An 18,050-nucleotide genomic window follows, 5' to 3' on the forward strand; every position below is an offset into this window, starting at 1 on the left:
ATGATCGAGTATCTCGCCACGAACGCCTGGGCGCGGACCGTCGTATTGGTACTAGTCTTCGCAGGGATTGCGGGGGTTGCCGCATGGGTGGCGCTCGCCGCCGCGCGTCGGCAGGAAATCAAGGACGAACTCCGCTCGATCGCCCGCACTGGGCATTCTGCGACGGTCGCAAGCCTCAGCGACCGACGAGATGATCAATGGAGTCGGCTCGTTGACCGGATCGAGAAGGCCGGCCTCAGCCTGACCGACACCAAATCCGATGTCTTGCGCGCAAAGATGCTTGCCGCGGGTTTCGATTCTCCGGCCGCCCCGCGCATATACACCTTGGTGCGGTTGTTGCTTGTTACCCTCTTTCCTGCATTGCTTGTCATTCTTACCTTGCTCGCGGGACAGGAACTCACCTTCGTCAAGCTCTACCTGCTTGGCTCACTGTCCGCGATCATTGGGCTCTATGTCCCAACCTTGTACGTCAGGGCCAGAGCGGACCGCAGACGAGAAGCGATAATCCGCGGCTTTCCGGATAGTCTCGACCTCATGCTGGTTTGCGTTGAGGCAGGTCTCGGTCTCGAGGCAGCCTTGGACCGGGTGGGACGCGAAATGTCTGTGTCGCATCCTCTGGTGGGCCGAATGCTTACCACCAGCACCCTGTTACTGCGGGCCGGGGCTTCACGTGAAACTGCCTTGCGTAAGATGGCCGACACTGCAGGGGTGGATGAAATCGCATCATTCGCAACTCTGCTTATTCAGTCGGATAGGCTTGGCACTAGTATTGCAGCCACTTTGCGCGTGTACGCAGACGAAATGCGGGAACGGCGGCGCATGCGGGCTGAGGAAAAAGCTCACCGCATTCCGGTGCTGATTTCCATCCCGGTAGTAACCTGCATGCTGCCAGTCATGATCGGCGTTCTAATGCTTCCTGCTGCCGTGCGTGTCGTTCGGCAGATGCTTCCTGCCATGAATGGAGGATAACATGAGACTGACTGCATCGAAAGCGCTCTTTGCGACTCTCGGCTGTGTCCTGCTCGGTGGATGTTCGATCTTCGCCCCCAAGCACATGGCACAGTCAGTGCACGTGATCGATCAAGAGCAGCTCGCCAAAGCGAGCCAAGCCCGGGCCAAAATGTCCGAGGTTACAGATGCGGGGCGGGCGCTGCTGGACGCTGGGCAGCCCGGCTATGCGATCGACACATTCCGCAAGGCTCTGGCGAAAGGTGAAGCGCCTGGTCCGGCCCTGAATGGACTGGGTGTAGCCTATGCCCGCATCGGCCGGCAGGATCTGGCAGTATGGTACTTCAAGCAGGCGATGGTATTTGACCCGGGTGAGACCCGCTACGCTATGAACCTTGAGCGGGTTTCGGCCCCCACCAGTTTTGCAACCGCCCTGGCGGCGCAGGCGGAAGCGGCACCAATTGCTGGCGGCCCAGTGGGCCGGCCCGCTACTTCTCGCCCGGTGTACGTGGTGACACGCTCGCCTCGCGCCGAGATCAAGATCGTTACGGCGCCTGCACAATCAAATGTGTCAGCCAGGCCGACACGCATGGCCGTTGGGCAGTCGCTCGCCCGCATCGAGTTCGCGGACCACACCAACACCGAGCGCAAATCCCGAGTGGTAGAGGTAACGCCAACAAGGTCCCGGATCACGCAAGTCGGTAGTCCACCGGCGCGGAAGCCAGCTCCGACCGTTCGCATGGCATCCGCAAATCCGCAGCCACTTAAGGTGGGCCGGACGAAGTAGGCCAGGCCGCCGAAGTTGCATTCGGAGTCAAATCCTGGGTCCTCAAAGGCCCAGCCAAGCACCCCCATCGGACGGCCTGACGCACTGTTGGCTGCGGTTATGGATTGTGCTTGGTTTACGGGCTTAGCATGATGAACGCAGAAGACGACTTCATCGATTACTACAAGATCCTGCAAGTCGATCCGGACTGTGATGATCGGGCGCTGGAGGCTGCCTATCGCAATCTCGCCAAAATGTTCCATCCCGATCACACCGATACCGCGGATGTCGAGAAATTCAGCGAAGTAGTCGAAGCTTACCGTGCAATCAGGGACCAGACAAAGCGCGAAGCGTACAATGTCATCTACTCAAGACACACCGGTTACGAATTCTCAGTTTCACAGAACGATGTTCCCTTCCATTCGTCTACCCTTTCCGATGCGGAAGCCCACGCTAGGATCCTAAATTTCCTGTATCGTAGTCGGCGGGAGAACGCCCAGGATGCCGGGGTTGGTCGGTATTTTGTCCAAGAGATGCTTGGTTGCTCAGATGAAAGTTTCGAGTTTCATCTTTGGTACCTGAAAGCCAAGGGGTACATCGAAACGACCGAGCAAGGGACATTGGCCATTACCATAGACGGCGTGGATCACGTCATTACGACGGCCCGCACTGCGGCGCGGGACCCGCTGCGTATCACGCGTACCGATAGTGCGGATGGCGGGACGTAGTGATGAGGCATCAGCCGTCGTCAGAGCTGACAGCGACGGTCTATACAGGAATCTGCTTAGGGCCTAGACGACGATAACCGTCGTGTTTTTACAAGACGCCCTGAATGGTCGACCCTTAAGCCTTTGCTGAGGGGTTGGAGGACGCTCTAACAGGCCGTGCTTATTCGAAATGTCTTTCAGTCACGTCATCAAGCCAGAAGAGCTATCCGCGCTGGACTATCTGGCTAGCGACCATCCGCGCCCGATTGCTGTGCAATGGATCAATCGTGGCACTGACCGGCCACTGCGCAAGCAATCAATCGACTTGCTGTTACGGACCTTGTTCTCAGACGTCTTGTCCGAGAGTGTGGTCAAGCTCCACCGAACGTCTGGCCTGAGGGTCGAATTCCGCTCGGAAAACGAACGGCACAGGTTCGCACGCGATCTTGCGGCGGCCAAGTTGATCGAACAGCAGAACTGGACCGATCGCATCACGATGATCTTCAGCGAGCAGACGCAGGCCAGCGCCGCTGCAGAGGCGCTCGTGGAAATTGGGATTTCCAAGACTGCGGTGTCGATCCTCTGGCGCGCAGGCCGTTTCATGGATGCCGACACACGCTGGATTGAAGGTCACAGCCTGTTGTCCGTCGCAGGCGCGACGGCAAGCGGCAGCATTGCGGGCCTGGCTTTAGGCGTGGCCCTGATTGCTGTGCCAGGCGTGGGACAAATCGCTGCGATCGGAGGCCTGGCTGCATCAGCGACTAGCGCAGCGCCAGCATTGGTCGGCATTTTTGGGGCGACCGCTGCGGCAATCCGCAAGATGCTCTCTGACCCTGATGTCGAGGATGTAGCGCGCAAACAGTTCATGGAACGCCAGAACTCCAGTCCTGTCTTTGTTACGGTAGACTTGTCGCTAGCCCAAGATGCTCATATGACCGCGACCAAGATCATGAAGCAGCACGGCGGACGAGCCGTCGGCAAACGCGTGTGATCTGCCTTTATATGCCTTTGGCCTCACTCTAATCGGTCCAAACCTTTCTACTTTCGCTGACGTGTTTCGCTTGACTGCCTGAGATGGTCTAAACTTGGTCCTTGTCATTCCTCGTATGGCATGCACATTTTCTAAATATGGGGCGGAAAGAATTCTTCAGACTTCAATGGTTGGGACACGCAAGGGTCCGAGCCTATGCCATAATTTTGGGGGTTTGCTCGCTTGCCAGCATGCCTTGGATGTTCGCCGATGCAATGAGGCCTGGTGGATCGGACTTCATAGCTTTCTGGTCAGCTTCGCGGATGGTGCTTGAAGGTCAAGCCGCCAAAATCTATAACCCTAATGCGCTTGGCGAAATCCAGCTTCGTGTCGCCTACGCGGACATAGTCCCATTCGTCCATCCGCCCCAATTTCTGCTTGTGATCTGGCCGCTCGGTTTTCTTAACTATGCAGCCGCCTGGTTGTCGTGGACCGCTGCAACCTATGCTCTCTGGCTAATTACAACCCGGCGGCTCTTTCCAACGCTCGGTTGGCCCATTGCTGCTTTCCCAGGAGCGTTGGTTGCACTTTGGCACGCACAGACAGGTTTTCTAACTAGTGCGATTCAAGCAGTTATCGCATGGCAGTTCCGTCGTGGCCCGTTCCGAGCCGGGTTGTGTGTAGGATTGCTAGTTATCAAACCGCATCTTGCAGTTCTTATTCCTTTTGCTCTTCTAGCTTCGCGATCTTGGGCTGCTATCGGCGGAGCGGTGCTTTCGATAGCCGTAACTGCAATGGCTTCGTTGGTCCTGTTTGGAGAGTCGTCCTGGTTGACCTACCCTTCGTCTTGGGCGGTAAGTCAGTATCTGCTCGAAACCGGCAGCGACGCGTTTTTCCTGCGACAGGTAACAATCTACGCTATGTTTCGAGCTTGGGGCTGGCCTGAGATTGCCGTAATTGCCCAGAGCTTCGTTACCCTGACCTCGATATTCGTAATTTGGAAGGTATGGGCCTGCGATGGGCCAACAGATGGCAAGGTCGCGTTGTTATTCGCGTTAACGCCATTGGCGACACCATACTTATTTAGTTACGATCTTCCGTTCCTAGTCATCCCCGTTGCCTGGCTGATACAGCAGTTCCAGCACCAATGGTCAAAGCCGATTCTGGTAGCCATGTATTTCGCGCCATTAGCCTGTCGGGCCATTGCGCTGCCCGTTGGAGTCAATCCTACGTCGTTGTTTTGTATCGGTATGGCCGTTTGCATATATAATGTTCTCAAAGAAAGCAGAACATCGGGATAAATTGACCGAGTAGTAGACTTGGCCTGCTCGCATTACGATCGCCTACTGCGAGCAGGCCCATGCCAACGCCGAAGCACAGGCTCTTGTGGCAAGTGGCATTTCCAGGGCTGCTGTGTCGATCTTCTGGCGCGCGGGCCGTTTCATGGATGCCGTCACACGCAGTATCGAAGGTCACAGCCCGTTGTTTGTCGCCGTTGTCACGCAAGCCGCAGCACTGCGGCGTTGGCCTTGAGCGTGGCCCTGGTTGCAGCATCATGGCTGGGACAGATCGCCGCGATCGGAGCCTGGCCGCCTCAGCGGCCGGTTCAGAGCCAGCGTTAGTAGGCATTTTGGGGGCGACAGCTGTGGCAATCCGCAAGTAGCTCTCAGACCCTGATGTCGAGGATATGGCGCGCAAGCAGTTTATGGAACGCCAGAACGCCAGTCCTGTGTTTGTTACGGTTGACCTGTCCCTCGCCCAAGGCGCCGGCGCCGCGGCCAGCGCGATCACGAACCAAAACGGCGGACGGGCAGCATCCAAATGAGCCTAACGTAAATAGCAAGTCGGTAGTAAATAACTTGGCTTCGGTACCTCGAACCGCTCTGCAATCGTTTTCAGCTATTGATTTGCCCGCAGTTGCACTGCTCAGTCACCAAATTGCGTGATAAAGATCACGGCCTTCTTTCTCTTGCGTCGTTAATTAACAATTCAAGTCGGACCTTAAGGATCATAAACCTCGGGTATCCAAACCTGAACCCATCGGGGCGATGGTCTGATTGAGACAGCGCGACAAACAAGCCCATGTATTTCCGCCATGCTTTTGTGAGTGAGAAGAATATGAGCGCCAAGAGATCGATTCTGTAATGCCCAAGAACAGCCGACTTGGCCTTCCCTTGCTTGGCGCCATCTCCTTCGTGGTTTTCGCGGTCGGACTTTTGGTCACAAATGGCCGCAATTTGCCCGGCTTGTTGGAGACCTTATCCGATCGAAGCACGTCCTGCATGCTTGTGACTGTCCATGATGGCAACACGATCCGGTGTGGATTTGAGCGGGTTCGTCTGGCGGGCATTAAAGCCCCAGAACTCCCAGGCTCTCCAGACTGCGCAGGATACCGAGCTTCAAGGTCCTGGTGCGACCCCGAATTGGCATATCGGTCAAAAGAGGCGCTCGAAGCATTTCTGGACTCTGGCAAAGTCGAAATTATTCGAAGCGGGGAAGACAGATCCGGCCAATCCTTAGCCATCGTCAAAGTCGATGGCGTAAACGCTGGGGAACACTTGATCGCGCGGAAGCTAGCCAAACCCTTGAAATAGCGAGGTGGTCTGTTTGTTAGGTGGCGGGTCGGTGGCAAAGATCCGGCGAACCGATGGATGTTTTACATGAGTACCCATATGGTCACACTATGCTATCCGTAGAAGTCTTGCCCATGCTTAGAAACACAGAATACCTTTGGTTGTCTTGCGTGATCCATTACTCAATTGCGCCTTCGACGCCGACCAGAGTCGTGATACCATTAAGGACAGCTGGGCGTCTGCCGCTTACGTAAGTGCGTATCCATGCGACGGGCTATTGAGTAATTTGGCTGTGCCTTGCAGTCAGCAACCTCACTGGCCGCTTGCTAACCATCTTAATCACTGCATGCCCCTTGCAGCAGCAAGTGGTTAGAAACCAGGTATCAGCTTGCGCGGAACTCGTTCCATCAATTCCCGATAAGCTGGGTCATTGCGGAGAAGGGCCTCTTCTTGCCTGATTCTGAGCACCTGGCAGGACCACGCAACTGCATATATCGCGGCGTTCATCATTGTGAACTCGGCTAAAAGGAAGCCAGCTTGGGTGATGATATAGCCCAGGTACATCGGGTGCCTGACAAAACGGTAAGGCCCCCCCAGCTTAATGCCTCGATTAGCTGCCACTAAGCCAAAGGAGCGGTTAAGCGCTAGCTTGGCGGAGATGTTTACTACCAAACCAGCCAGCATCATCGCAGATGTCAGGATCGCAGGAGCGTAAGCGACCCCATCCGGTCTAACCAAGAGGGGGGCGCCAGTGCCTATGAATGCGATTGCTGTCGCATATGCGGAAGCCGGCATTTCACCAGGACGGCGGATGAGGATCAGAATAACCGCGAGTGTCTCGGAAATGGCCAGCAAAACAACATACGGCTGCACAGTGGCGATCTGCGCGAATGCCATAAAGAAGGGCGTTATCAGGAGGGCCAGGAAAAACCGCTCGCTATAGTCAATGACTTTGGACATCATGAAATATGAACTGATTTTCGCACTAACTGCAACTGCGTTAACTCTGATTGGGCATATTGGCGATCTTATGGTCAAGCCTTAGCTGACCAGTTGGCCGGCCCGTTCCTGTGTCTTCAGCCAAAGGCCTCGTCTCGCAAAGCGCTAGCATTAACCTCAGCTACCAGTTCGGGAAATGAGCATGCATCACGCAGGCGAGCTTCAGTAATGTCAAACGCGGGCATGCGCCGGATCTCCGCATCAACCTAGCGTAGTTCGCAATCGATCAGATATCTCAACCTCCGAAACGTTAGGTGGCAATTGGCGAGAATATTCCTTATTGCCTTTGGGTCAGAAAAATTTCAATCTTTCCCCATGCTTGGCTGGATTAGAGATTGTAATTGGCTCGATTCTGCAAGAATCGAAGATTATTCACGGCCAATCGTGCTTCTATATATTCCGGGCTTGATTTTTTTTCTCTTGGTTTCACTGGACTTTCTGCCGATCCGAGCAGGGACGACGGGTACGGACTTCGTTAGTTTTTGGACTGCAGCGAAGCTGACCCTTGAGGGGAAAAGCCCATACGATCTCGAAACGTTTTACGCTGCGCAATCAGGTAGTATCTACTCTTTTCTCTATCCTCCCCCTTTCTTGGTTGTAGTTCTCCCATTCGGAGGCTTACCTTATACTATTTCACTACTTTTCTGGATTGCCATTGGGGGCATAATTTTTACCTTGTTAGCGAAAAGAATTTCACCCTCGTCTGTATGGCCTATCCTCGCAATGCCGGCGCTGATAATTAACGCGGGTCATGGCCAAAACGGAGCATTGGTGGCCGCTCTATTTATTGGGGCGACCCTCACTATCGATACGAGGCCATTTTTTTCCGGGCTCCTTCTGGGATGCCTCATCATCAAACCGCACTTCGGCCTGCTTTTCCCTGTCGCCTTTCTATGCGGAAGGCGGTGGTGGGTTATCATTGGAGGGATATCCGGTGCAGCGATCCTTGCCACAGCGTCAGTGTTGATTCTCGGCCCCCAAGCATGGATCGAATTCCTTTCGAAGGGCGGAGAGGCGATATCACAGCTGGAAGACAATGCTCTTTTGCTACCGAAGCTTGTAAGTGCATTTGGTGCAATACGTGCGTCCGGAGGCCCGCTATGGTTGGCCTATTCCATCCAAGGAATTTGGGCAGCAGCCGCAGCTTGTTCCGTCGCATATGCATGGCTTAAGACTGATGCACAGTTTGCTATGGCTGTGCTGGCGACCGGCGCCGTCCTCGCTACGCCATTCGTTTATTCATACGATTTGATCGTCCTATTGATCCCACTAGCTTGGCTCGCCCAAGATGGAATGGGCAAAGGTTTTGTGTCTTGGGTCAAGCCAATAATGGTCATCGCGTTCTGGATGCCTCTCTTTGACCGTTCGATTGCAGTCGCATTCAGTTTTAACCCCTCATTTCTAGCTAATTCAGCACTCCTCTACGCGCTATTTCGTCAGTATAGGCTAAAAGATGGGCGGAAGATATTGCATGATACATCTATCCACCGGCGAGTCTTATCGTGAAGACTTAAGCGGACTTGCCGGAGAGGCTGGGGGAGCTATCCGTCTAGGTGCGACGTACCCTTGGTTGGCGAAGCGCTGTCTTTCAGCACCCAGGCTCACCCCAACAATTCGCCCAGCTCCTTGCGCGGCAATTCGCCGCCCACTCTGTCGTAACATATAGTGGGTCCGCCATTCCGATTGTTCGGAACGGCGGACCGGTTGAGTAACTGAGACGCGGGGGGGGGAGGGTCAGAACAGGCACCCAGTCTTGAGTACTACTGCCCGCTTATCCGGAGCCGCCGGTTCAGCCGGTCGATCCGATCTTGAAGCTGAGCTTGATTGCGCGCCGACAAGTTGCCCGCGCGGTCATGTGGCATGTTTCGTTCGCGATAACGGATCGAGTTAAGCTCGCGCCGGACGCTCGTCAGTTCGCCTCGGGTCAGCTGGCGCTGGGCATTGGCAGAGCGGATGTATTGCTCAAGCCAGTTGACCTGGCTCTGGATGCCCCGACTGGGCCCATTCTGGCCGTCACCCGAGCCATAGCCTGAGGTTGCGATCCAGCGGCCGCGGCTGTCGTAGTAGCCATAGGTTGCGCCCGGCACCCAGCGTCCGTTGCTATAGTAGCCTGGATGGGGATCTTGGATCCAAACCCCGCTGGCATCTCGGTGGCCGCTAGCCGCGCCCTCGACCCAGCGTCCGCGCTGGTCATAATGACCGATGGCCAAGCCGGCGACCCAGCGGCCCCGCTGGTCGTAATATCCGCTGGCGGTGCCTGCGATCCAGCGGTCGTCGCTGTCATAGTATCCGCTTGAAGAGGCCGGGATCCAGCGGTTCTGGCCGTCAAAGCTGCCGCTGGCAGTGCCATCATCGCGATGCGGCACCCAATTGTTGCGGGCGTCATAGTGGCCGTTTGGCTTACCTGCGACCCAGGTGTTATCGCGATCATAGTATCCGGTCGCGCGGCCTTGCTCGACCGAGGTGGCATGCCACAAGCCGCGGGTATCGTAGTAGCCATAGGCATCGCCGCGACGCGCATTTTGGCCGTCTGAACTGGCGATCCAGTGGCCGTTGCCATCGTAGCGGCCGTCTTGCGATCCGGCGACCCAGCGATCGTTGCGGTCATAATAGCCGTTGGCCGAAGCCGGGATCCAGCCAGCCTGGTCGCTATAGCGCACGTCGACCCGGGTCGGGCCGGTATTGGCGACCCAGCGGTTGTTGGAATCGTAGTGCCCGTTAGGCGCCCCGTCGATCCAGCTGCCTTCGCGGTCATAATAACCCTGGGCATCGGCCGAACTGGCATTGGTGGCATGCCAGCGCCCGTTGTCGTCGTAATAGCCATAGGCGTGATGACAATCGTTTGACGGCTTGGACAGCTGATTGCCAAGCAAGGCTCCACCGGCCGCGCCGATGACAGTGCCAATTACGCGGTTGCCGTTACCGGCTACCACGTTGCCCAGCACGCCGCCCACGCCTGCGCCGGCTACAGTAGCGGCTACCCGGGTGTTGCGCTGACGGTCACAGCTGGATTCGGTCTGTTGCTGGTCGCGTGACTGGGCGCTCGCCACAGCCGGAACCAATGAAATGGCGGCAATGCCTGCCATCAGAATATGCCTTCGCATGTTGTGTCTCCTGGATGAACGGTTGCTCACCACACGAAACCCAAACACTGCTCCGGCTTAATTGTTCCATGAAAATAAAGTAAATCAGACTATTACCTTAGAACTTTTCAATAGAATCAGCACCCCCTTCATATAAAAGGGGGTGCTGATGATTGGGCTATGACTTTGCAGTAGCTCCGCGGGCCTGCTTCAGAGCTTGTCGCCAAACGCCCCCTTGGCGGCCCCGGCGATTTTCTGGGCCTGGCCCTTGGCGCGCTGTGCTGCACCCTTTGCAATCATGGCTGGCTTGTCAGTCTTTTCGCCGACCGCGATCTTGGCCTTTCCGATCGCATCGTTAGCGGACCCTTTGGCCTTGTCGATAAATTCACCCATGTCAGTTCTCCTGAGGTCCGCGCAGAAATCCGCACGGAGTACCGGCGCCAGCCAGTTCGGCCGACGTCATTTCGATCTGGTATGTGGAAAGCGGTAAGCCCGCCGCATCAGCCGCCGACGTTTATGCCACCTAGCGAACCCAGCACGCCGAAGGCTCGGAGCAGCCACAGGATCACGGCTATCACGACCACCCAATTGAGGATGTTCTTGATCTTGCCGTCCATTGGCAGGTAGTTGTTGATGAGCCACAGGACCACGCCGACGACGATCAGCACGATTATGACGTTGATAAGAGGCATGTTTGGTCCCCGCTAGCTTCGAGAAGTCAGAGCGGATGCCCACTTCACGGAAAGAACCGACGATCCGGCAGATTGTTCCATCAGCGGATCAGTTCAAACTTCGCTGGGTCTTCCGGCGCAGTGTACAGCCATGCATTGCAAAGCGAGCTCCCGATCGGAGCGCTGTGAAGGTGGACTTAGCGCTATTGTCCGCAATGTCGTCGCAACCGGGCAGTTCACTCTTTAGGCACAAGTTCACAAATGTGGACATCGGCAGTGTAAGCCGAGATCCGGTTGTCGACAACTTCGGTACGCAGCTCAATGTTAGCAGATTAAACGCTTGGCGTTTCAGTGGTTTCGGAGCAATGCCGGCTCCAAGGCCAAGATTCGGCTAAAGGCTCCGCCTCGCGATAAGCGAGGCTTTGGGTGGTGGGGGCACATAAACCGTGCCTCAATAGGAGACCGCCCTTGCTATTGACACCTGACACCAACCCGTCTGATCAACTCGCAAAACACCTGGCGGCGATCGCTGATCTGCCCGCCGCGGCGCTACGCGAGGAATGGGTTCAACTGACCCGGCGCATAGTGCCCAAAGTCAGTCCCAGCGTGCTGCGCTTGGCAGTTGCTTGGGAAATCCAAGCCAAGGCTCATGACGGTCTCTCGGTCGCAACGTGCCAGCGGCTCGAACAGCTCGCGCGGGCCAAGACCCTCGCTCATGGTACCCAGCTTGGCGTGCGGTTGGAGCGCGAGTGGAGGGGCACGCTGCACATCGTCACAGTCGATAAGGACCATGGAATTCGCTGGAACGATCGCGAGTGGTCCTCGCTCAGCGAAGTAGCGCGTGCGATTACCGGCACGCGCTGGTCGGGGCCTGCCTTCTTCGGCCTGAAGCAGAAGCGGCGCGCCGCGTGAAGGAAATCCGCTGCATAATTTACACGCGAAAGTCGAGCGAAGAAGGCCTCGACCAAGACTTCAATTCGCTCCACGCCCAGCGTGAAGCCTGCTCGGCTTACATTGCCAGTCAGGCGAGTGAAGGCTGGTTGCTCTTGCCCGAACGTTATGACGACGGCGGTCTGTCTGGCGGCACCCTGGAACGACCAGCTCTCCAGCGTCTGCTATCCGATATCGCCACCCGCGAGATCGACATCATCGTCGTCTACAAGGTTGATCGACTGACTCGCTCGCTGCTCGATTTTGCCAAGCTGGTCGAAGCCTTCGACAAAGCTGGTACAAGCTTCGTTTCAGTAACACAGGCGTTTAACACGACGACCAGCATGGGGCGACTGACGCTCAATATGCTGCTTTCCTTCGCCCAATTCGAGCGCGAGGTAACCACGGAGCGGATCCGTGACAAGATCGCCGCCTCAAAAGCCAAGGGCATGTGGATGGGCGGGACGCCCCCGCTGGGCTACCGTCCTGATGGCCGCAGCCTAGCAATAGTCCACGAACACGCGGCAATCGTTCGAGAGGTCTACGCGCGATATCTTACGATCGGTAATGTAAGACATCTTGCTGAGCAGCTTCAGGCTGATCGGATAGGCGCTCCGGTGCGCCATAGCGGCAAGGGAAGCCCATTCGGAGGGCGGCCGTTCACACGCGGGCAGCTTTACGCGATCCTCAAGAACCCGGTCTATCTGGGCCGGATCGCACACAAGGGCCGTACCTTCGAAGGCCGCCATCCTGGTATCATCGCGCCTGTGCAGTGGGATGCGGTTCAGAAGAAACTTGCGGAGAACGTTCGCGGCCAACGTCAGGGGAGACGCCCACAGGAAGGGCTTCTAGTCGGTAAGCTCTTTGAAGCCGGCAAACCGCTTGTCGCCACGTATACGAACAAGGGCACGGTCCGTTACCGCTATTATGTAAGCCGAACGAAGCATTTCGATGCGTCTCCCGAAGGTATGCGCATTCCTGCTGGCGAGATCGAAGGCGTCGTGGTCGATTTAGTCGCCGGTCTGTTCGGCGATGCAGTGGGTTTGCTCGATAAGCTGGGCGCGCAGCTGGACTCAAGCAACATTGCATCGGTGATGAGCACATGTGCTGAGCTAAGCGTAACCTTGAAGGGGACCCGGCGCAGCGAAGTTAGATCTGTGCTGGATTGTGTCCAGATCGAGTCAGGCCGCATCAGGATCGATCTCAGTTTGCCCGAATTGCTGCGGTTGCTCGACCTCACTGGCGCTAGCCAGAAAGCTGCTTGTTTCAGTGTCATGGTTCCAGTTCATTTGACAAGGACTGGTCGGGTGGTCCGTCTGGTCGATCGAACAGGAATTGTCGCGGCAGCGCGCGCTCCCGATCTTGCACTCGTTGCACTTCTCGCCAAAGCGAGGCGCTGGTGGGGACGCCTCGCCGACGGCGAACTTAATGTCCAGTCGCTGGCAGCAGAGGAAGGGGTGAGCCCCTCATGGATGATCAGGGTCGTTCGCTTGGCTTTTCTTTCCCCAAGCGTAGTTGAAGCGGCGCTTGAGGGGACCCTCAGGGCTGAGATCAACGGCACGATGCTAGTCCAAAAAGATGCGGTATCGGCTTCTTGGGCGGAACAGGAAACGAGATTGCTCGCATTCACCTGAAGGCATCCCGACATTCTTGCAACTGCAAGACAAAGTACGGACGCCAGAAGGCGTCACACTTTACTGTCACCTCGTCTACTTTTCAGGGATCTCGGCGTAGCATGTCTGAAGTCTGACATGGCAGACGTTCTTTGCGCCAAACTTTATCCCCCAAACAAGCCATTCGTTTTGCAGGTTTCCGCCATTTTGGGACGACAGGTTTCAGGGCCGCCAACCGCAGGGCTGTTCGGCAGCTTTGTGGGGTAAGCGGACACACAGTGAGGAGTTTACCGGACTAGGATCGTGAAGAGCCACTGACCGAACGCGCGTTGAATACCACGATCAAAGAACATGACTTCAAGTACCTGTTCAAAGACCAGTGCGGGTGCGACGATAAGCCACACTGGATGGACTGCGCCATATCTCAACTTGTCACGCCCAGCGGCGACCAAGATGGGCGAGTAAGCCAGTACGAGGGCGAACCAGATATCGGGGTTTGGCACAGCTGGGAACCAGTGGCGCAGACGAAAGAAAGCCGGCCACAGCAACTGAATAGTTGCCAGCATCACGAGACGTTTGTGCCAGTCAGCCTGCCGTCGGGCGGCGATCGCTGCGGCAACGAGCAGAACAAAGAGGCCAAGGCCCGTCGCAGTCCCTGACAAAGCCGAGGTCGCGGCAGTGCCAATCTCGACTATATCTCTTTTGGCAGCCCAGACTGCCGTGGCTATGCCGCTAGTCCATACGACCAAGGAAAGCGGCAGCGCTGCTTGCCCAATTTGCCGATGGATCGATGTCCGTTGCTTTCTGACAAGAAGCGCCTGCGCAATGAATGAAAGTACCCAAGCGAACGCAGACGCGCCGTGGAGATGGATATACCAGGGCGCCGAGAAGGTTCCGCGAACCATTGGAGCGGCATAAGTCACACCGAAGCCAAAGCCGACTACGACAATGCCGGCTAGTCCAAACCCAGTGTAGAAGAGCGTGGCTCGATCACGCAGCCATGGATTCGCCATTCTTCAGTTCCCCGAGGCAACTTGCCGCAGGTTTCTGGCCTCTGCAATGTAATCGGCCTCGGCTGGCTGATTTGCCAGCAATATTGGGGAAAGTCGAATGGCGGCCTTCCAGATCGACGCTATCGCGCCAGCACGCCAGCCGTGTCCACCACTTGGACGTCGACCATCATGCCAAGATAGGCGTCAAACCAAGGCTTGTGCGCCGAGCCTACAATCACAAGCACGCGCCTGCCGGGGAACCGAGCGGCAACTTCCCGGATATTGGCGACCATGCGGAGATTGCGCGTCTCCCACAGTGCCACGCGGCGGCGGCCAACCTGATTGGGGCTTGGGCGGTTCAGCATGTTGAGCCATTGCCCATCGGCGTCCAAACGGCCAGCGGCCGCGCTGTTGAGCATGCGGTATGTCGCCAGGGTCTGGTCGGATGTGCCAAGATTGCGGGAGGCTTCGGCCAAGGCCTTGAATTTTGGATCGGCGAGCAATTCGGCAAGCCAGGGCTCCGCCATGAAGTCTTTTATTGGCTGGTCCATTGCCGGATCCCAATCGTCGCTCTGATCGTCGGTGGGCTGTACTCGTTCCAGCCCCAGGCGCACGGCCAAACGCGCTGCAATCAGGTGATTTTCATTGGGGCGGGCGGCAAAGGCATCAAGCTCGCGGGCCAGAAGCTTCGATATGCTGGCATCTGCTTTACGTTCTGCCGGTTCCAGTCGCCACCATTGCACCAACGCGGAATTCGGATCGCCGGCGGCAACAAACAGCGCTGCCAGCCGCCGCCGCTGTTCGGGCGTGGGTGCCTTCGGCCAAGCGGCCAAAGTGCGGCGCACCTCGGCTTCGGCCTGCGGCATATCCATCGCCAGCGTAACGCGTGACATTCCGGCAAGCGCCATAGCCCGGCCGCCGTAGGTTGCTGCCACGTCAGGGTGGGTTGCCCGATAGGCCCACATCGTGTCGATGCCGGGCCCAGTTAGGGCCTCGATGGCAATGGCATCAGGTTTGAACCCGGCGAGCCGATCAAGCAGCGGCTCCAGCACTGACGGGTCCCAGTTCTCAGGCGTACCGCTGAGGTGGGGTGTGCCCAATACCATGATCTGCGTTGGTTCACCGATATGAACCTGGTGGTATGTGCGCGGATCGAAAGTGACCGCAGGGTCCTTCGCGCCAACCGGTGGAGCCGCGATCAGGCATGCCAGCGAAATGGCTAGAGGCAACATTCGAAATCCCTGCATTATTGCCTCATCCGATAAGCGCGGCGCCTTACTGTATTACGTAACCATAACAGCTCCACTCGATCGGTCAATCTCAAGCGCATCGTCTCGCATGAACGCGGGCGTCCGCTTTGTTGGGGGAAAGAGACTTAGGTGCGCGCAGATCTAAAAGCGAAGAGTTGGACGATCTTGAATCGCAGCCTCTAGCGGCAGTCAATCAAGTAGCAGACATTGGTTGAAGGTTCGCAACGACCGTTTTTTAAAAGTTATGGAGCTGCTCGCGCGATAAGAGCTTCCGTGGAAGTTGAAGTGAGGTGCTGGCCTTATAGATTCGCAAGAATATGGCGTACAGGAGCGGCCGGAAAGGGAATGCAATCGCTACATCCACGTCGGGGGGCTATAGCCGCTCAATATCCAAGAATTCTTGCATCCGCCATGCTGGCAGGCACCACGTGGTCGTCTGGATTGACCCGCGGACTGCCCGCATCGCGTCATGAGCTGAGCCAGCACCTCACCGTGCGCCCTTACTTGCCGCAGCGGCAGTTAGGACCGCACTTGCAATCAACGCAGGTGCAAGTGGGCTTGCAGCGCGCATCATGTTCTTGCTGAGTGGTCATTTCATTTCTCCTTTGTGAGTTTGCGAGGATTTCTGTTTATGCTTGGCGACGATTGCCGGCTTGAACGAAATGGCTAAAATCAGGCAATCGTAGCGCGACCTCGGCACGATCAACGCAAGGGGGGCGCGGCGATAACTGGTCAATCCGACGAAACCGATAATGTCGTCTTGCCGTCGTCTCCCAACTTCAAAGTGAATCTGTAAGCAGCAGTCTCTCCGATCAATAGCCGGATATTGCCGCCATGCTGGACCAGGGCGATGCTCCCACGATCCGGGACAAGCGTCGCACCTGCGCTGACCCCGAAATCGACTTGCTTCCAGTCCTCTGACGCAAGCTTTAACTGGTGCTCGCCAGGCTGCATCATGATCCGGACCGCGTATTGCCTGGGACCTTCCTTGATCAACGGTGCGCCGATTGACCAGCCGTTCATGGAGCCTCGCAGGTAGATTGGCACATCCGCTTTGACTGCCTGAGGCTTTGTGCGCAGCAAGGTCATCGGCGGTCCACCCGCCACGAGCTGGAAACTTTGATAATCTGGCGCGAACTCTATCACTAATCCGCTGACGTTGGTTCGAAAGCGGACCGGACTTAGCGGGACGAGGCGTTCGGGGCGCGGCCCCCCAGTCTGCGCAAACAGGCCATCCTCCCGGGCATCGAGATAGACCGAAAGTCCGCCGCCTTCGAACAGGCCGGATGCCTGTGCCAGCTCTGCCGCAGAGCGCGGAAGCTCCACATCAGACGGCACGTCAAGTTCGGTCCAGCCATACAGGGCCGCCGCTGCGCGAACGATTTCGTCGGCAAGACGGCGGCCTTGGTTACCATTCGTCAAGACTACGATCCCTTCGCCTCGCTCAGCATAGGCAATCATCGCAGACTGGAACCCTTCATTCGCGCCATCATGGCCGAACCGAAGATTTTCTCCGGTACCGGCAATCGCTGGCCCCAGACCCCAGTCTTTCCCGCCGGTGGTGAACATTGCTTTAGTCATGGCGGGTGACAGACGGTGGCCCGGCTTGCCTCTCGCCGAAGCCTGGATATCCAGCAGCAATCGAGCAAGGTCACTCGCCGTGGTCCACAGGCCGGCCGGGGCAAGCTCGGGATAAATGTGAAAACCTCCGCCGAGGACCTTGCCGTCGACGTGACCCAGCGCAGCATTTGCCAGAATGTCGCTCGAGGGTGGCTGGGCATATGCGCTGCGCGTCATCCCAAGCGGCTTCAAGAGTTCGCGCTGGGCAAGCCGCGAAAAGTCCATGCGGGTCGAGTTTTCAAGCGCCGCTTGCACGACCATGTAGCCGCCGCCAGAATACTGCCATTGCGAGCCGGCCGGCAGCACACTGCGAATTGCCGGATTATTGGCAGGCGGTTCGCCATCCATGATTTGGTTGAACGAGGGCAGGCGTTGATCTTTTCCGTATCCGGCGAATCCGTGGACCCCAAGTCCGCCGGTGTGGCTCAATAACTGCCGCAAGGTGACTCCTGATGGAGCCAGCTTGGGGTCGTTCGGCAACTGCCATTGTCGCAGGACGCGATTGATATCGTCATCGAGCAAGAGCTTGCCCTGTTCGACGGCCCGGAGTGCCATGATGGCTGTCGCTAGCTTGCTGATAGATGCGGCCTGGAATGCGGTATCAGCGGTGACTGGCCGGCAGCTTGCCAAGTCTCGCACGCCCCAGCCCCTCGCCCAATCGATCTTGCCATTGTGGATTACCGCGATGCTGACACCCGGCACCTGATAGGCGGCCATGCGTTCGGCCAGCGTGAATCGTTGTGCCTTATCCTGGACAATCGCCGGACGCAGGTTCGTCTCAAGTGCCTTCGTGCGCACATTCGACTTGCCTCCCAGTTCGGAGGGCAGCGGATGGCAATTTGCGACTGGTCCTTGGGCCCATCCCGCAGCAGAAAGCGTGAGAGCCAGCAGCGCGGACAAAACTCGGCCAATGGTTGGGGCGGGGTGC

15 protein-coding genes are annotated in these 18,050 nt (G+C 57.1%); 8 read left to right on the top strand and 7 right to left on the bottom strand.

The features are described from left to right. From FRF71_RS05335 to FRF71_RS05355, 5 genes are all read left to right on the top strand, one after another. Complete coding sequence (locus FRF71_RS05335; protein WP_147089582.1) at window positions 1-969, top strand: type II secretion system F family protein; 969 nt, start codon at window positions 1-3, stop codon at window positions 967-969. Window position 970: 1 nt separating this feature from the next. Beyond that, entirely contained in the window at window positions 971-1,735 is a 765-nt protein-coding gene (locus tag FRF71_RS05340; RefSeq protein ID WP_147089583.1) for a tetratricopeptide repeat protein, read from the top strand. A 131-nt stretch (window positions 1,736-1,866) separates the two neighbouring features. After that, a complete protein-coding gene (locus FRF71_RS05345) occupies window positions 1,867-2,442 on the top strand; it encodes a J domain-containing protein (RefSeq protein WP_161597887.1) in 576 nt (191 codons plus the stop codon). Between the two features lie 169 nt (window positions 2,443-2,611). Beyond that, the gene (locus tag FRF71_RS05350; RefSeq protein WP_147089585.1) at window positions 2,612-3,412 is read left to right on the top strand and encodes a hypothetical protein; all 801 of its coding nucleotides are present in this window, start codon (window positions 2,612-2,614) and stop codon (window positions 3,410-3,412) included. 230 nt (window positions 3,413-3,642) lie between these two features. Beyond that, window positions 3,643-4,692: a glycosyltransferase family 87 protein gene (locus tag FRF71_RS05355; RefSeq protein ID WP_161597888.1), complete on the top strand. Its 1,050-nt coding sequence runs from the start codon at window positions 3,643-3,645 to the stop codon at window positions 4,690-4,692. A gap of 1,641 nt (window positions 4,693-6,333) precedes the next feature. Here FRF71_RS05355 and FRF71_RS05365 read toward each other — a convergent pair. After that, a complete protein-coding gene (locus FRF71_RS05365; protein WP_161597889.1) occupies window positions 6,334-6,924 on the bottom strand; it encodes a methyltransferase family protein in 591 nt (196 codons plus the stop codon). A gap of 354 nt (window positions 6,925-7,278) precedes the next feature. Between FRF71_RS05365 and FRF71_RS05370 the strand changes: the two genes are divergently transcribed. After that, window positions 7,279-8,469 carry a glycosyltransferase family 87 protein gene (locus FRF71_RS05370; RefSeq protein ID WP_147089588.1) on the top strand — a complete coding sequence of 397 codons (1,191 nt, stop codon included), beginning with the start codon at window positions 7,279-7,281 and terminating at the stop codon, window positions 8,467-8,469. Window positions 8,470-8,723: 254 nt separating this feature from the next. Here the strand turns inward: FRF71_RS05370 and FRF71_RS15600 are convergent, their stop codons facing one another. The 3 genes from FRF71_RS15600 to FRF71_RS05385 form a co-directional block, all read right to left on the bottom strand. Next, window positions 8,724-10,049, bottom strand: a complete 1,326-nt coding sequence (locus FRF71_RS15600; protein WP_238339448.1) for a glycine zipper 2TM domain-containing protein — start codon at window positions 10,047-10,049, stop codon at window positions 8,724-8,726. Between the two features lie 207 nt (window positions 10,050-10,256). Then, window positions 10,257-10,439, bottom strand: coding sequence for a CsbD family protein (locus FRF71_RS05380; protein WP_147089589.1), 183 nt, complete (start codon window positions 10,437-10,439; stop codon window positions 10,257-10,259). A gap of 107 nt (window positions 10,440-10,546) precedes the next feature. Further along, window positions 10,547-10,738, bottom strand: a complete 192-nt coding sequence (locus tag FRF71_RS05385; RefSeq protein WP_147089590.1) for a Thivi_2564 family membrane protein — start codon at window positions 10,736-10,738, stop codon at window positions 10,547-10,549. Between the two features lie 453 nt (window positions 10,739-11,191). Here FRF71_RS05385 and FRF71_RS05390 point away from each other — a divergent pair, with 453 nt between their 5' ends. Continuing rightward, window positions 11,192-11,629, top strand: a complete 438-nt coding sequence (locus FRF71_RS05390) for a DUF2924 domain-containing protein (protein WP_238339450.1) — start codon at window positions 11,192-11,194, stop codon at window positions 11,627-11,629. Beyond that, window positions 11,626-13,281 carry a recombinase family protein gene (locus FRF71_RS05395; RefSeq protein ID WP_147089591.1) on the top strand — a complete coding sequence of 552 codons (1,656 nt, stop codon included), beginning with the start codon at window positions 11,626-11,628 and terminating at the stop codon, window positions 13,279-13,281. The genes FRF71_RS05390 and FRF71_RS05395 overlap by 4 nt, the downstream gene beginning before the upstream one ends. Window positions 13,282-13,547: 266 nt before the next feature. Here FRF71_RS05395 and FRF71_RS05400 read toward each other — a convergent pair whose 3' ends face one another. From FRF71_RS05400 to FRF71_RS05410, 3 genes are all read right to left on the bottom strand, one after another. Next, window positions 13,548-14,273, bottom strand: a complete 726-nt coding sequence (locus FRF71_RS05400) for a hypothetical protein (RefSeq protein WP_147089592.1) — start codon at window positions 14,271-14,273, stop codon at window positions 13,548-13,550. A 119-nt stretch (window positions 14,274-14,392) separates the two neighbouring features. Continuing rightward, a complete protein-coding gene (locus FRF71_RS05405; RefSeq protein ID WP_147089593.1) occupies window positions 14,393-15,484 on the bottom strand; it encodes a DUF5694 domain-containing protein in 1,092 nt (363 codons plus the stop codon). 750 nt (window positions 15,485-16,234) lie between these two features. Beyond that, complete coding sequence (locus FRF71_RS05410; RefSeq protein WP_161597890.1) at window positions 16,235-18,022, bottom strand: serine hydrolase; 1,788 nt, start codon at window positions 18,020-18,022, stop codon at window positions 16,235-16,237. Between the last annotated feature and the right edge of the window lie 28 nt (window positions 18,023-18,050).

Source organism: Novosphingobium ginsenosidimutans, assembly GCF_007954425.1.
Lineage (GTDB): Bacteria > Pseudomonadota > Alphaproteobacteria > Sphingomonadales > Sphingomonadaceae > Novosphingobium > Novosphingobium ginsenosidimutans.